Below are 14,882 nucleotides of genomic sequence, written 5' to 3'. Positions count from 1 at the left end.
TGCATTCCAGTGTGGACAATTTGTGGACATTCCAAAAGCTAAGTTTGCATCGGTTTATGTCGTTCAAATCATCCAAATACGAATAACTAAGGTGCTAACGCCGTTCCTCCTTTTAGTGGATTGTACGTAATCGCATCCTGAAGAAAATCCGGTGCAAAGTGAGCGTAGGTCAATGTTTGCTGTAATGTTGAGTGACCTAGGATTCTCTGCAAAGTAATAATACTGCCGCCATTCATCATAAAATGAGTTGCGAAAGTATGCCGTAATGCATGGGTAGCTTGACCTAGTGGCATGTCCGGCTTAATAGTCTTTATGTGTCTTCTAAACATGTGATAAGACGTTCTTGGGAATAGCATCCCCGATTTTTTCTCGCAAATCATATCCGCAACTTCTTGAGAAATTGGCACTATTCGCGCTTTGCCTGTTTTGGTAAAGGTGAATCGGATTTTATTTTGAATAACGTGATCGCGTTTTAATTTAACGGCTTCCCCCCAACGCGCGCCGGTACTCAAACATAAGATCGCCACTTTCTTATTGTCGCCTTTCAGCAAATTAAGCAGCAGCTCGATTTCTTCACTAGTTAAATACGACATTTCGGTCGCTTTTTGCTTTAACCGTCCCAATCCGCGTATTGGATGCTGTCCCATAAATAAATCGGTGCGTTTTAATGCGGTAAAAATGCCGCTTAGTGCAGAAAAATCCCGATTTATTGTGGAGGGCTTAATTCCAGCAGCGAGCCGGAGTTCACGGTATAACGCCAGTTGCTTATCGTTTAATTGGCACATCGGCGGATTATCTAGCGCGGTTGCGATGCGCGTTGCTCTAAATAATGTATCTCGCCCATAAGCATTGCTTTTACCAAATGTGTTCCACCACAAATCAATTAAGTCCTGTAGGGGGCGAATATCATTGGATTTATCTAGCCAGTCTTTGTGCATTTTGTTTGATAGAGCATAACGTTCAAACAAAACGGCTTCGTGTTTTGTATCAAATCGACGTCTGACGCGTTTTCCTTGGCGGCCAGCCGGTCTAATGTCCACTTCATATTGACCATCTTCGAGTTTCTTAATTGCCATAAGAAGTGTCTCCGATGGTTTGCTCACTCTGTAAATTCATAACTTCACAGAATGCTAAATGTATTGTTATCCAGTTTTCTTGTCTGAGTGGGATGATCCTGCATTTTCGTGCCCAGTGTGTGCTAAGGCCGGTGCGATTTGTCCAGCCTCTGGATTCACCTCATCGAACATGAACCAGTCTCGGTATTTTCTGAATCGATTGGCTGAGAATATTTTCACACCTGATTCAAACGTCATTTTAGATTTATCACTTTCATAGCCGTGATAAGTCGCATAGTTTAGTCCTGCTAAATCAGCTAACTCTCTTTTCGTCATTTGTTCGGAGTTGCGCATTAATCGCAATTTCTCTCCTTGCGTTCTTGACATTATATTGAGAACTCCATATTGTATCGAGTAATTGATATGTCTTTGCAATGATGCAAAGAGTCCTAAAGCGCTAGAAAGCGCCTGATAGTAGAGGGTAGCAGATGAGAGAGAAAATCGTAAGTCTGTCAGATGGTGTGACCGAGGAAAAATTCGCGGAAATGATTGGCAAACCTACAAGCGCGGTTGCTGATATGCGAAAAGCAGGGAAGTTACCGATTATTCAGATGAAAAAGCCTGGCTCTAGTCGTGCTGAGAACTATGTGTATTTGCCAGCTTGGAACAGTGGTTTAAGGCTGGCGTATGAGTCGTTACCTGCGGAGATGCGCGACGGCTGGTTAGTGTGGTTAGGCTTAGGTAAGCCGCAATGAGCCGGATTATTGGTGTGAGTCGTCATTGTGCCGTGTATCGCGGGTTTACGATTATTACGTTGCCTCGCAAGATACGGACACCAATCACGCGATACCACGTTTGGCATGTAGGGGAGTCGTTCGGCAAGTTCGATGCAATGGCCGAGGCGACAAAATATATCGATGGGCTGTGGAGAGAGAAAGATGGAAAGTAATTTACTCGCTAAGAATACACAAAACGGGGTATATATTTGTATTGAAGATAAGTATTCACCAATAAATAGCGTTGTTTTTGAATTATCACAATTAATGCACTTTCTTCCCTTGAGTAATGTTGGTAATACCGTCTTGATTTCGGTGGATGGAATGATTGACTTTAGCCCAAGTATTTCGTTTGCCAAGTTTTTAAGCTTCTTTCGATATGTCATAGAGCAAAGTCAGAAACAAAATAGCCATTCACATTTGTTCACGATAACAATAAAAGAAGATCTGTCTTGTGAATGGCGAAATAAGGGAGTTAATACCGTTTAGCGCTGGATACCACCGGCGATAAAAATGATAAATCTTTTGAAAAAGCCTAATTTTTTAAATTTATTATTTGCAGTATCAAGGTTTCCTGTGGCAACAGATGATTGGATATAACTAGCATCACGAATAGAAAGCAGTATTACGCTATCTTTTTTTTCTAATGCTTTGAGTTTTTGCTGAATCTCAGAGTTATTACTAGTAGGTAAATCATGAATAATTTCACTATAACGTATGGCTTGTTGTTTAGCGTTACTCGCGATATTTGCGGGATTACAGCTGAACTGGTAAGCGGCAATAATAGCGATAATAAGACCAATCAACGTCATGTTCATGAAATCTGCCATAACCGCAGAACCAAGCAGCAATTGCATAAAAATACAGAATTTATCTACTCGGTTGTAAAAAATAGCGGTCATATTTTCCATGAAGTAACAATAGTGAACATGGAAACTAACGTTATTAGAAACAGATTGTTGATTGGTCATGTAAATTATTCCTCGTTATCGGGTTTCTTTTCCTCGTCATTAGGTGCTCTTTCAAACATGACGTGGAGTTCTCTTAAATCATCAGAACCTTGGTTAACTAATTTTTTATTTTCGTCATCACACATGTTTTATTCCTTTAGTAGGTAGGTGGTTGTTATGCCTGATTCTGGTCAAGAAAATTACAGGCATAGCAAATATATCACACACCATGTTGCCGATCATGGCTAAAAAATCGGAACGTATCCTATTGATAATAGTTAATTAAATAATGAGATCGAGATTAAATCTATTTATTAAAATATAACTATTTTTGATTATTTATGTATTCAAACTTAAACAATGACCTTTATCGGTCAGGGATTTTTATTACCTAAAAATGAGGTTTTAAAATGAGAAATATTCCAGAACCAGTATTTACCCCCGTCGCTGAAAATATAAAGGCTAATAGGGAAGATGAACGTAAATCATTAATGAATCGCTATGCGGATCGTCAACGCCAATTAGCCGACAAAATTCTGACTGAAAAATTAGATTACGCGCAAATACATCAATTATTAGTTGATGAAGCGGACAAATTCGAGTCACAAGCCGGAGAGCTTAACTATGTCTGATGTTATTGACCGTGCCAATGACCATGCTGCACTAGTACTGGAACAACATATTGAAGCGGCAAGAAAGCCAGTTAATAGCGTATCTGCGTTTGAATGTGAAAATTGCGATCATCCGATACCGGAAGCACGCCGCCAAGCGGTAATGGGCTGCACATTATGCATCGATTGCCAAATATTAAGCGAATTGAAAGACAAACATTATCGGAGCGTATGAGAAATCATTCTCTGTACTTCGTTTGCAAATAAAAAGCACACAACCTACGGGATGGACGTGGATTGTGTGCTCTAAGGTTATCACATGAAATCATATCATATTCAGTCGTTATTACCTCGCCTCGTACACGACTTTCAATTCAAAGAACAAAACGGTTATTTACGCCAAGGTGTATGCCCAAGTTGCAAGAAAAAAGAGCTATTTACCTCCATTGAAATGCCGTTTGTGTTGCGTTGTGGGCGTGAAAATAAATGTGGCGCTGAGTTGATTGTTAAAGAAATCTACCCCGATATATTTGATGACTGGTCAGCACACTATCCCAAGACGCAACAAGCCCCGAATGCAGCCGCAGATGCTTATTTACAGCACGCACGAGGGCTAGATGTTGCACCATTAAAGGGGCTGTATTCTGAGTCGAGTTATCATGCTAATGGGTTAGGGGCGGCAACGATTAAATTTTCGTTACCGGAGGGCGCTTATTGGGAACGGATTATTGATAGACCGTCACGATTTGATCGCAAAGCTAACTTCTTTGGTTCCTATAAAGGGCATTGGTGGACACTGCCGCAACAGGATTTAACTCAAGTTAAAGAGATTTGGTTAACTGAAGGTATTTTTGATGCACTCAGCTTGATTCAAAATGGTATTCCCGCTGTCTCTCTAATGACTTGCCATAATTACCCTGAAGTTGCTTTAAATGCATTGAAAGCCGCTATAGGTAACAATAAAAAGCCGCTTTTAGTTTGGGCGCTGGATAATGGCGCAGCCGGTGAGCGAGCCATGAAGAAATTTGTTGCCCGCAGTATCGATGATGGATGGCGATCCACTGCTGCCAGACCGGCTGAAATCGATACTGGCAATGATTGGAATGACTTGCATATGAAAGGCAAGCTAACGGAACGCGATATTGCCCGTTATCGCTATTATGGCAAGTTACTGCTAGCTTCAACCGCGTTCGAAAAAGCCCGTTTGATGTTCAATTGGACAGAGCGCTCAGAGTTCGATTTTCAACACGATAACCGTTTGTATTGGTTTAAGTTGGATATCGATAAAATGATGAAAACCATTGAGCGTATTCATGATGCCGAGCCGGATTTAGATGAAGATGAAGCTAGACAAAAAGCGGTGAAAGAGTCTGGTACGGTAGTTGAAATCGCCAATTGTTATCCCACTCCGTTATATTTCCAAAAATCCGTTGAAACCGATGAATCATGGTATTACATGCGCGTCGATTTTCCTCGTCAACCCCAAGTTAAAGCCACTTTTACTGCCTCACAGCTAACCAGTGCCAGTGAATTTAAAAAGCGTTTATTGCATGTGGCCAAAGGGGCGGTTTATACCGGCACAACTTTGCAATTGGACCGCATTTGCAAACAAGCATTGCCGGATATCAAAGAGGTGATCACGCAAAATTATGTGGGCTACAACAAAGAGTATGGCGTGTATGTGTTTAATAGTGTGGCAGTGCAGGATGGTAAGTGTTTTACGTTAAATGAAGAAGATTATTTTTCCCTTAATAAATTGGATATCAAGACGCTAAGCCTTAGTCCGTCATTAGCAATCAATACGGATCTGAATGAGTTTGATACTGGTTGGTTAGAATCCCTTTGGGAGGCGTTCGGTGCAAAAGGTTATGTAGTGCTGGCGTTCTGGCTGGGCTCGTTCTTCGCAGAGCAGATACGCAAGACCCATAAAAGCTACCCATTTTTAGAAATTTGCGGTGAGCCTGGTTCAGGTAAAAGTACGTTGATTGAGTTTTTATGGCGTTTATGTGGTCGCGCCGATTACGAGGGATTCGATGCATCAAAATCCAGTGCCGCAGCTCGAGGACGAAATTTTTCGCAGATTAGTAATTTGCCGGTGTGTTTAATTGAAAGTGACCGTGTGCAAGATAACGCAAAACTAAAAGCGTTTGATTGGGAAGAACTTAAATCACTGTATAACGGCCGCGCGACGCGTTCATTAGGCGTCAAAAATAGCGGGAATGAGACCTATGAGCCGTTATTTAAAGGCAGCATTGTGATTGCACAGAATGCGGAAATTAACGCGTCACGCGCCGTTTTAGAACGAATTATTCATCTGTATACCGATAAAGCCGAGCAGAGCGTCGAAACCCGTTATGCCGCCATTGCCCTGGAACGTTATCCCATAGAAAAGTTATCCGGTTTTCTGCCTACGGTGCTGATGAAAGAAACAGAGATATTAAAGCAATATAATGAGCGCGTAGATGGTTTACAGGCGCAGTTATTTGCAGATAAGGCGATTAACCATGAGCGGATCGCCAAGAATCACGCACAGCTAATCGCATTGTTGGAAACGTTATCGTTAGTTCTCCCTGTAAAGGCGGCTCATATTCGCCAAACCCGCGACTTTATTATTGAGTTGGCCAAACAACGTGTCCAAGCGATCCAACTCGACCAACCGCAAGTGATGGAGTTTTGGGAGCTGTTTGATTATTTACACGATAATGAAGCCTTTGGTGTGAATCATAGTAGTGAAAAGGGTGTTTATGCGGTGAACTTTAACCATATTGCACAGGTAGCCAGTGAGTACCGTCAGTCTATGTTATTGAATACAGATATTAAGAACTTATTGAAAGCGGGGCGCATGCGTAAGTTTGTGGGCGTTAAGACGGTGAGAAGTGTGGTGAACAGCCAGTTTAATAACACGCTTGCGGTAGGGAGTACTTTAACGAAGCCTGATGTGCTCAGATGTTGGGTATTCCAAGAAAACAGTGAAAGCTAGTTATTGTCTATTTCCTTTCTATCGGCTGCCTTGTGCAGCCTTTCTTTTATCTAAAAGTATCCCTCCTTCTGCAAGTCTGCTTAACTGCAAACGTGTTGATTTATTATGGTGTAACCTTTTAGGCTCGCTCTGTAACCTGTTGTAACCGAAAAAAGTTACATCGGAGTATATTACTATCAATAAGTTATAAGTCTTTTTTGTGTATGTAACCGTTGTAACTGTTTTCCGAAGGGGTCAGGGAAATTGACAGTTTTGCATGGTCATTAACACAGAGTAGATAGCTCTATAAACAGTAGAGTTATAATTGGCTATTATTTAAACGCTTTTATAAGTATAGAGAATTTGTGGGAGGGGTTCGGAAAGGCGTTACAAACGTTACAATTTTAATATTACTCTATAACTAATTGATTAATAATCAAAATGTAGATGTATGAAAACATTACAAAAGCATTACTTTGCCGTTACGTGTAACGGTTTTAAAAGGTTACAAATTAGAAATATAACTTATTGTTTTATAAGGATGTAACGTTTTAGACTCTATTTTGTGATGCTTTGTAACGGTTCAAACGTTACATGAGAGTGCTTTATTATCAATAGGTTATGATTGGTTTTTGGATGGTGTAACGGTTGTAACGCTTTTCCGAAACCCTCACTGTTATTTGTGATACGAATTTCGTTTGCTAAGAGTGAAGTCAGACTGGACTATTATTTAATCTCTTTGACGAGCAATCAGAATTAGTGGGAGGGTGTCGGAAAGCGGTTACAATGGTTACAAAATTAAAATAGTCTTGTATCTTATTGATAGTATATAGAAATATAGGGAATGACAAAGGTTACAAATGAGTTACTTTGTGGTTACGTGTAACCATTTTAAGAGGTTACAAATCAAAAAGGTAACTTATTGTTTTATAAGGATATGAATTTTTAACCCCTGTTTTGTAACCAGCAAAAAGTTACAACGGAGTTTTTTTAATCAGTGGGTTAGAGGTGGTTTTTGTAGGGTGTAACGGTTGTAACCATTTTCCGATTCCGAAAGTGGGCACTATAGAGGTATAGTGCCATGTACACGTTTTATTTAGTAAAAATAATAATTCTTTGTGGCTTTAAAGTATTACTTTTTGGTTCTAGGAAAAATTCAGTTTCTTCTTTGAGTAAAGTGAATCCAATATCTTGCAATTTTCTGATTGTTTTTTTTGCATGAGACGGATATTTATCGTAAATATAATCATTATATACAAAAACCCCTCCCTTTTTTAACACTCTAAATAATTCTAAAAATTGATTATCATAGACTCGAAAGTGCATAACAAAGCTTGAGACTATACCATCGATATAGTTATCATCTAAATTTAATTTTCGTGTATTATCAAACAGTGATGTGGATATGTTTATTCTTTTATTTCCAAATATTGATGCTGAAATACCTAAATTTAAATCATTATTTAAATTTATTTCATATGTATTTAATGCTTGCATAGTTGCATACTCACACGCATCAACGCCTATTAACTCACTAATGTTAAACAAAGAATCTTCTTTTATTACTTCACTTAATATTCCATTGCCACATCCAAAATCTAATAGTCTAAATTTATTGATCGTATTTATATGATTCAATAAAACTTTAATTGTATTTTTTGTATATGTATAGTTAATTATTTCCTTTCCAAGCTTTATTCTAATCTCAGATAAAGAAATAACATCCTCTAAACTTAAATCTGATGGAACATTAGGGATATAAAGATTATCCATGTAACGATAATATTCATTGTCATTAATGTACAAATGCTCTTCAGAGCGAGTGGGTGAATATAATATATTATTGTAGCTTTTCATTTTAAGCTCCCATGAACTTATCTATCACATTTAACTTCAAAATCACCCCTTTCTTTCGTTTACTTCTTAAGTATAGCACTCTCAAATAAAAAAACACTAAAAAAACTCCAAAAATAAGATCTAAGTAATAGAGCCAACAAAAAAATCTATTTAAAGAAAATACCGGCGGGAAGAATATATAGCATATAAACCATACTGCTAGAGGAGTAAATAATATTACTGTCAATGAGTGTTCACTCCTTGTTTTATTTATATATACATATTTTGTAAGTATTGAAATACAAAGTAAAATCCATAAGGCATCAATATTAAATATACTTTTTAGGTGAAAGGGAAATATCAATTTAAAATTATCAGAATCCTGTCTGGTTATATCAAATCCAAAAGATAGAAAAAGTGATAAAAATAAGCTGAAAATGATTAAATTTTTCTCCCGAGATATAATTTTATCACTATTTTCAAACTTTATTGTAAGATCTAATTTTTTTAGTCCAATTGAAAATATTTTACTTTCAGAAGCAGTATTCATTTTTACTCTTAATAGAGAGTTGCTTTTTATTCCTAACTTAACCCACTCTTCAAAGTATATCATTTTATTTTGGGAGTAAACTTTTATTACTTCGCAATTAGATAGATCAATGTTTGTGTTAGAATAGCTAATAGATGCTCTAGTGTTTTTTAATGAGTATTTTTCATCAGTTAATAAATAGACTTTGAAATCCGGAGATGAGTACTTTGCTCCTAATAAATCAATACAAAAATCTAATTCGAGATTCTTTTCGTTTCTATCTATATTTACAGTTATTATATTTTTAAACCAAAATCCATTAAGGATTAATTTTCTATAAGGTTCTGGTAGTATTAATTTTGTTTCACAGTCATTTAATACAACACCATTAGCATTGGTTTTTATCTTCAAAGGTTTTATTAAGGATTTTTCAATATTATCTTTTTCATCTTGCTCTATATAAAAACAGCCTGAGCATGGATTGTTACTATTTAGATAATTATGTACACTTTGTGGCGTGGTACATTTAGTGATTTCATTTAGCTTTTCTACTGTATTATTTGTAAATATTGAATTACCCCCCCAAAATTGTTTAAGAATATCTTCGTTTTGAAAGAATGAATGGCAATCATTAGTGTCGTTGTATTTTATTTTTGCATCTTCATAATTATATTTATATGATAAAGTAATGTCGGGCTTGTTTGTTTCTGCATTCATTACAACCGCATTGTAAATGGTTATTTCTCTTTGATTTTTATCAAGGTCTTTTACAATTATAAATTGAAAGAATTTATCTATTGAAATACTATCATTTTTACTTCCATTATTTTTAATAATTGTTTTTAGGTTCATTTAAATCACCATTTATAAGAAATTCACAACTAACAGATTGTACTTTAAAAGTACAATTGGACCATATTTTTGTACGCTATGATATTCAAATTTATACTTAGATCAATCAACTTATTTAGAAAATATAAAAGTACACAAATTTGAACAATTCTTCCCCAAACGTATTCCCTACCAAAGCCCATACACCGCCTAGATTCGAACCCTCCGCACAACTGCACAAAATCCCACCTCTTTTGTGTGCGGGCGAGGCGGGGGAGCAAGCGCGCGCAAAGGGGTAAAGGTGAGCCGCGCTGGCTATGATGTGATTAGCTTGTGAGTGGTGTTATTTGTGAGTATTCAGGCTGTACAGCTGAGATGAGATAAAAAATAGATTTGGATATGTCGAATAGATAAAACGGCGCTATGGCCGTTCTATTGCGTATGAAAGGAAATGTGGATGGCTAACGTGAATTGGATGGCTTATTTATAGTTAGGCTCTTTATCCTTAGCCTGTGTCACAAAGTCCAATAATGCATATTGTTTAAAGCGGATCACCTCAACGCCTAGCATGTCGTTAATCGACTTCATGCTTTCCATCAGCGGCAGCAACTCATTGAACCAAAATACCATTGCGGCTTTTTCGATATCACCAAGGCTACCGGCGCCTTGCGGAATGATCCCCATCAATTGTGGCGGTATGCGGTGCATGGCCAACAAATCATCTCGTGTGGTGTCTTTGATACCAACAAACTCATCTTTGGCGCTGATTTGTGAGAATGGCAGAATCTGAATTCCATCCTTTTCACCATTGGCGGCATACACAAAGATATTCTTAAATGCTTTTCCTTTGCGGGCTTCGGTGAGTGATTTTTTTAATGACTCGACGGCTTCATCATTTGCAAGAGCCGTCGAGAGATAAACCATCACACCGGCGTGACTACCGTTCTCATAATAATTAGTTCGAAATAGAGTGGCTGAGTGATTCAAATTAGCTGAAATGAGCCCTGCTAAATAATCGGGAACGCCGTAAATCTCTTGATGAATACACGGGTTTTTCAGATGAAGAACGCTATTTTTGCGGAACTCATAGGCATCTTGGTAATTTTTCACTTGCCAATATTGCCCCTCATTAACACCGGCGCGGGTGTATTTTGCCAACGAGGGTTTAAGCGTCAGTATGTCGCCGAGTCGATTAATGCGTTTTTCAAGGTAGCCATTGCCAAAAACTACAAAGTCTTGTGCAAATGAGATGAAATCAGGTCGCGATAAATAGGGCGTAGGTTCAAAGCAACTGGTGATCACATTACGCTTAAATACCAAGGGGGATTGATGATAAGCCGCAGACGACGTAAACGAGCGCGCAATCCCATTAAAATCAATCGGAGTTTCATACCAGCGGCCATTATGGGCGCATTCCATGCAGTCGAGTAGATCACTGCCACTCGATACAATTGAGGGTGAATCAAAGGTGAAGGAGCAAAATTCAGGGGCTTGTGCTTGTGCTTGTTCGTTTGTTGCTGCTAATTCAGTGGATTGGTCCATGTTTAAAACTCCATTACTTGCGCGCCAGTGCTGCCAGTTTCACTGGATATGGCTTCATTAGAGAAAATATTCATTGCGGCCCATGCCAGATCGCCATGGTCTAATCCACGTACACGGCTTGATTCATACGTGATAATCCCGCTTGGGGTTTGAATTTTCTTGATGGTCATCAGTGAGGTGATAAGCGGCTTGTGTAGTCCTGCATCGTATTCAAAGCGGCCACTACGGATCAGCATTTGCATTTTCATGATCATCATGCGTTTGATAGGGGCGGAATAGTTAAGTAGGTTGGCCGCGGGGAAGAATTTAACGACAAGTTCGTGTACAGCGGCGCCTGTACCCCCCGTGCCATCGATAGTGATGGATTGCACGTTATAACGTTGTGTAATACGTCTAATCTCTTCCGCTTGTTTTTCAAATGCCATGCCGCGTAATTGAACAGTTTCAATAATGCGAAATTTACCGCCACTCACTGCCGGAGGTGATGCGATAACAAGCCCTAAACCATCGCCATTATCTCCGGTACCCGTTGGGTCGGCACCAACCCAAACAGGGCGATTGCCTAATGGGCGAGGGGCGTAAGGTTTCCAATCGGACCATATATGGCTGTTGTAACCATCCACACCGCAATTAATCAATGCATCGTAACTGAATGCTCGTTCACCCGTTTTAACAAACTCACATTCGTACAAATTGCGAAAATCATCAGGCGGGTTTTCGTCTTTGATTTCCTCCAAGATAACGCGGTTAAGTCCACGTGCTATGGCATCGTGAATATTAACGATTTGTCGCCACATACTATCACCAGAGTAATGACCAAACTTTAATACCTTATGGGATAGCTCAATGATTTTGCGTTCTTTTTCAGGTTTTCCTTTGTTATAAAAATCCCCGGTCCAAAACTCATAGGCTTCGTGATCTTCACTGGAAGGTGTAGAAAAATAGGTACGACGTAAACCCGATTGTGTGGCCATCGCTGAAGCAACCTTCCGCAATTCCAAGAAACGCGATACCCAAAATACCTCATCGAAATAGAGGTCGCCGGTATACGATTGCGCGGTTGCAGCAGCGGTACCAAGGAAAAACAGAATAGCGCCGTTGGATAACATAATTTCATCGCCACCTTTAAGCTCAACCCCCACTTGCCTTGCTAGCAACTGAATAAAGCGTTTGAACTGAAAAGCTTGGGCGCGGCTAGCAGAGAGAAATATTTGGTTATTACCGGTTTCCAATGCCGTCAATAAGGCCTCGCGAGCAAAATACCATGTCGCCCCGATTTGCCGTGACTTTAGAATAAATCGGTTGCGTTGCGAGCGCTCATCCCACCATTGGCGCTGATACTCAAATAAGGTACCCAATACTAACGTTTTCAGCTGTTCAATTTGTTCTGGGGTGAAATGGTTTTTTGGGTTTTTAGTTTTGGCTGCGCCTGAGCTCTGTTTTTTCGCTTCTAATCGTTCAAAGCGATCTAATTGACGATTTAAAAAATCTACCGTTTTAAAGTCATGGGCGGTCATGGTGTCTTTCGCCATGATGCGTAGTACTTTTACATGAGTCTGGTCATTTACGCGATGAATAGGGGAAGCCTCATCCCACTTATCACGTCGTCGCCATGAATAAATTGTATGAATACTCGTGCCCAGCCGTTTTGCTATCTGCGAAACGCTGTAAGCCTGCCAATAAAGTTCCTTGGCTTCTTGTCGTGGGTCAATGTCTGTTTTCATCATGCTGTCACTTTGTCACGCCCGCGCGTAACCCTCTATGAATAAGGGTTCTCATAGCCGTCTGAGAACCGTAACCCTTTGAGCAAAAAGAGAATGATTGCGATAGTAGCGTTATCGAAATGACAGTCATGTCAGGAATGGAGATTGATTTATGCCACAGGGTAAAAAAACACGTCAGATAAAGCTGATTGCTTGTGCCGAGGGAATGACACTTAACGGTTTTCCCGTTGAGCGCGAACATATTGAGCAAATGGCTAAGGACTATGATCCTAATTTTTATTGTGGTCGTGTGAATCTAGACCACATTAAAAGCTTGTTTCCAGACAGCCAATTTCGTAGCTACAGCATGATTGCGGCAGTGGATACCGTCGAGCTTACTGAGGGTGAGTTAAAGGGTAAGCTTGGGCTTGAAGTGACGATTGATATTGACGACTTCAAAGATGATTTCATTGTTAACCTGAATAAAACAGGTCAAAAGATTTTTTCCAGCATTGAATATTACCCCTCATTTCCGCAAACCAAGCGCGCTTATTTAACGGGCGTGGCGTTAACCGATTATCCCGCTGCCGTAGGTTCACGACCGATTGAGCTTAGCACCGCCTCTCGTGGCTTACCTGAGATTGGCAATCGATTTACAGCATCATTAGAAACGGAGTGTTACCTATTGAGCGAGCAACGCGAGGAGCATCAAGAAGAGAAAGAAGCCGGTAAAAAATTCTTATCCACGGTGAAACAGTGGCTAGGGCTTGAGCGTAATCACCACTCAGAAGAAGCCGCCAACCTGCAAAAAGCCATTGAATTGACTGCACAACAATGCGGAACGCTGCTAACTGAACATGAAACGCAAAAGCGGGAGCTCTCGCAGCTAACCAGCGACTTTAACGCATTAAAGCAAAAGTTAGAGCTGACAGAGGGGTCGGGAGAAAGTCGTCCACTGGTGACCGGTGGCTCTAACAAGTTGGCAGAGTTTTAATTCTCGCTTCACTTTCTTAACTTCAAATAAATAAAAGGTTTTTACTATGGGTATCAGTAATGAATCGCTCGCGAATTATCTCTCATGGCTTGACCAGCAAGCCCGATTAAACGGGATACGCCGTGAGGGCTCGTCATTAAATTTTAGTGTTGATCCAACGGTTCAACAGCGCTTAGAAAAAGCCAAAATGGAAAACAGCCCATTTCTAAAACAAATTAACTCATTTGGTGTGACCGACCAGGAGGGACAAAAAGTTTTTGGCTCCGTGAATGGTCCGATTGCTAGCACTAACACGTCAACCACAGACCGTCGTAACCCCGAACAGGTGAATGATGAAAACAGTGATGAATACCGTTGTGACCAAACCAACTGGGATACGTTCGTACCGTACTCATGGCTAGATGCATGGGCGGGGCATCCTGAATTTCAGCCGATGATCAGCCAGCTGATTGCACAACAAGAAGCCAATGACCGCTTAATGATTGGTTTTAACGGTGTGAAGCGGGTGAAAAAGTCCAACAAAATCGAAAACCCATTACTGCAAGACGTCAATATTGGTTGGCTGCAAAAAATCCGTAATGCCGCGCCACAGCGGGTGATGAAAGACGTCACCTTAACCAGCCGTGATGAAAGCGGAAAGATCATTGCCAAAGGGATGTATGCCAACGTAGATGCCATGGTATTCGATGCGGTGAATTCATTGTTAGATCCGTGGCATCGCCGCGCGCAAGGTTTAGTGGCGATCACCGGTTATCAGCTTTATACGGATAAAAATTTCAAGATTATGAACCAGCACAGTGAGCAAAATCCAAATATGGAAATGCTTGCCGGTAATGAACTGTTGAAGCTGAGTTCAATGGGTAATTTGCCAACCTTACAAGTGCCATTTTTCCCTGATGGTGCAACGTTAATCACCACTTTTAAAAACCTGTCGGTGTATTGGCAGAAAGGCAAATATCGCCGCGTGATTAAAGATGAGCCGGAATATAACCGTATAGCGACTTATTCGTCGGGTAATGAGGGCTATGTGATTGAAGATTATGGTTTGTCCTGCCTGATTGAAGGTATCAATTATGCAGAAAGCAAAGAAATCTAA

At 39.9% G+C, this 14,882-nt stretch carries 14 protein-coding genes; 7 read left to right on the top strand and 7 right to left on the bottom strand.

Annotated features, from left to right (window positions below; all coding sequences use genetic code 11):
- Positions 1-86 precede the first annotated feature (86 nt).
- Together PROVRUST_RS02265 and PROVRUST_RS02260 are read right to left on the bottom strand one after the other, a co-directional pair.
- Positions 87-1,076 carry a phage integrase gene (locus PROVRUST_RS02265; RefSeq protein WP_006813061.1) on the bottom strand — a complete coding sequence of 330 codons (990 nt, stop codon included), beginning with the start codon at positions 1,074-1,076 and terminating at the stop codon, positions 87-89.
- Between the two features lie 66 nt (positions 1,077-1,142).
- Complete coding sequence (locus PROVRUST_RS02260) at positions 1,143-1,442, bottom strand: helix-turn-helix transcriptional regulator (RefSeq protein ID WP_006813060.1); 300 nt, start codon at positions 1,440-1,442, stop codon at positions 1,143-1,145.
- 101 nt (positions 1,443-1,543) lie between these two features.
- On the opposite strand from PROVRUST_RS02260, the gene PROVRUST_RS02255 reads away from it, so the two are divergent.
- Positions 1,544-1,810, top strand: a complete 267-nt coding sequence (locus PROVRUST_RS02255) for a Cox family DNA-binding protein (RefSeq protein WP_006813059.1) — start codon at positions 1,544-1,546, stop codon at positions 1,808-1,810.
- Between the two features lie 183 nt (positions 1,811-1,993).
- Entirely contained in the window at positions 1,994-2,320 is a 327-nt protein-coding gene (locus tag PROVRUST_RS02245) for a hypothetical protein (protein ID WP_006813057.1), read from the top strand.
- Here the strand turns inward: PROVRUST_RS02245 and PROVRUST_RS02240 are convergent.
- On the bottom strand, positions 2,317-2,802 hold the full coding sequence (locus tag PROVRUST_RS02240) for a hypothetical protein (protein ID WP_039854073.1): 486 nt from the start codon (positions 2,800-2,802) through the stop codon (positions 2,317-2,319). The genes PROVRUST_RS02245 and PROVRUST_RS02240 overlap by 4 nt on opposite strands.
- A gap of 389 nt (positions 2,803-3,191) precedes the next feature.
- Here PROVRUST_RS02240 and PROVRUST_RS02235 point away from each other — a divergent pair, with 389 nt between their 5' ends.
- The 3 genes from PROVRUST_RS02235 to PROVRUST_RS02225 all read left to right on the top strand — a co-directional run bounded on the left by PROVRUST_RS02235 (position 3,192) and on the right by PROVRUST_RS02225 (position 6,372).
- Positions 3,192-3,413: a DUF2732 family protein gene (locus PROVRUST_RS02235; protein WP_006813054.1), complete on the top strand. Its 222-nt coding sequence runs from the start codon at positions 3,192-3,194 to the stop codon at positions 3,411-3,413.
- Entirely contained in the window at positions 3,406-3,627 is a 222-nt protein-coding gene (locus PROVRUST_RS02230) for a TraR/DksA family transcriptional regulator (RefSeq protein ID WP_006813053.1), read from the top strand. The genes PROVRUST_RS02235 and PROVRUST_RS02230 overlap by 8 nt, the downstream gene beginning before the upstream one ends.
- 84 nt (positions 3,628-3,711) lie before the next feature.
- Complete coding sequence (locus PROVRUST_RS02225; protein ID WP_006813052.1) at positions 3,712-6,372, top strand: toprim domain-containing protein; 2,661 nt, start codon at positions 3,712-3,714, stop codon at positions 6,370-6,372.
- Between the two features lie 1,071 nt (positions 6,373-7,443).
- On the opposite strand, the gene PROVRUST_RS02220 is transcribed toward PROVRUST_RS02225, so the two are convergent.
- From PROVRUST_RS02220 to PROVRUST_RS02205, 4 genes are all read right to left on the bottom strand, one after another.
- A complete protein-coding gene (locus tag PROVRUST_RS02220) occupies positions 7,444-8,208 on the bottom strand; it encodes a class I SAM-dependent methyltransferase (protein WP_039854072.1) in 765 nt (254 codons plus the stop codon).
- Between the two features lies 1 nt (position 8,209).
- Positions 8,210-9,568 (bottom strand): hypothetical protein, encoded by a 1,359-nt coding sequence (locus tag PROVRUST_RS02215; RefSeq protein WP_006813050.1) that lies wholly within the window; start codon positions 9,566-9,568, stop codon positions 8,210-8,212.
- Between the two features lie 459 nt (positions 9,569-10,027).
- Positions 10,028-11,089: a phage portal protein gene (locus PROVRUST_RS02210; protein ID WP_006813049.1), complete on the bottom strand. Its 1,062-nt coding sequence runs from the start codon at positions 11,087-11,089 to the stop codon at positions 10,028-10,030.
- A 2-nt stretch (positions 11,090-11,091) separates the two neighbouring features.
- The gene (locus tag PROVRUST_RS02205; protein WP_006813048.1) at positions 11,092-12,816 is read right to left on the bottom strand and encodes a terminase large subunit domain-containing protein; all 1,725 of its coding nucleotides are present in this window, start codon (positions 12,814-12,816) and stop codon (positions 11,092-11,094) included.
- 148 nt (positions 12,817-12,964) lie between these two features.
- Between PROVRUST_RS02205 and PROVRUST_RS02200 the strand changes: the two genes are divergently transcribed.
- Together PROVRUST_RS02200 and PROVRUST_RS02195 are read left to right on the top strand one after the other, a co-directional pair.
- On the top strand, positions 12,965-13,786 hold the full coding sequence (locus PROVRUST_RS02200; RefSeq protein WP_006813047.1) for a GPO family capsid scaffolding protein: 822 nt from the start codon (positions 12,965-12,967) through the stop codon (positions 13,784-13,786).
- A 46-nt stretch (positions 13,787-13,832) separates the two neighbouring features.
- Entirely contained in the window at positions 13,833-14,882 is a 1,050-nt protein-coding gene (locus PROVRUST_RS02195) for a phage major capsid protein, P2 family (RefSeq protein ID WP_006813046.1), read from the top strand.

It is taken from the genome of Providencia rustigianii DSM 4541, assembly GCF_000156395.1.
Classification (GTDB): domain Bacteria; phylum Pseudomonadota; class Gammaproteobacteria; order Enterobacterales; family Enterobacteriaceae; genus Providencia; species Providencia rustigianii.
This window is presented reverse-complemented; position numbering and strand designations above follow the sequence as displayed.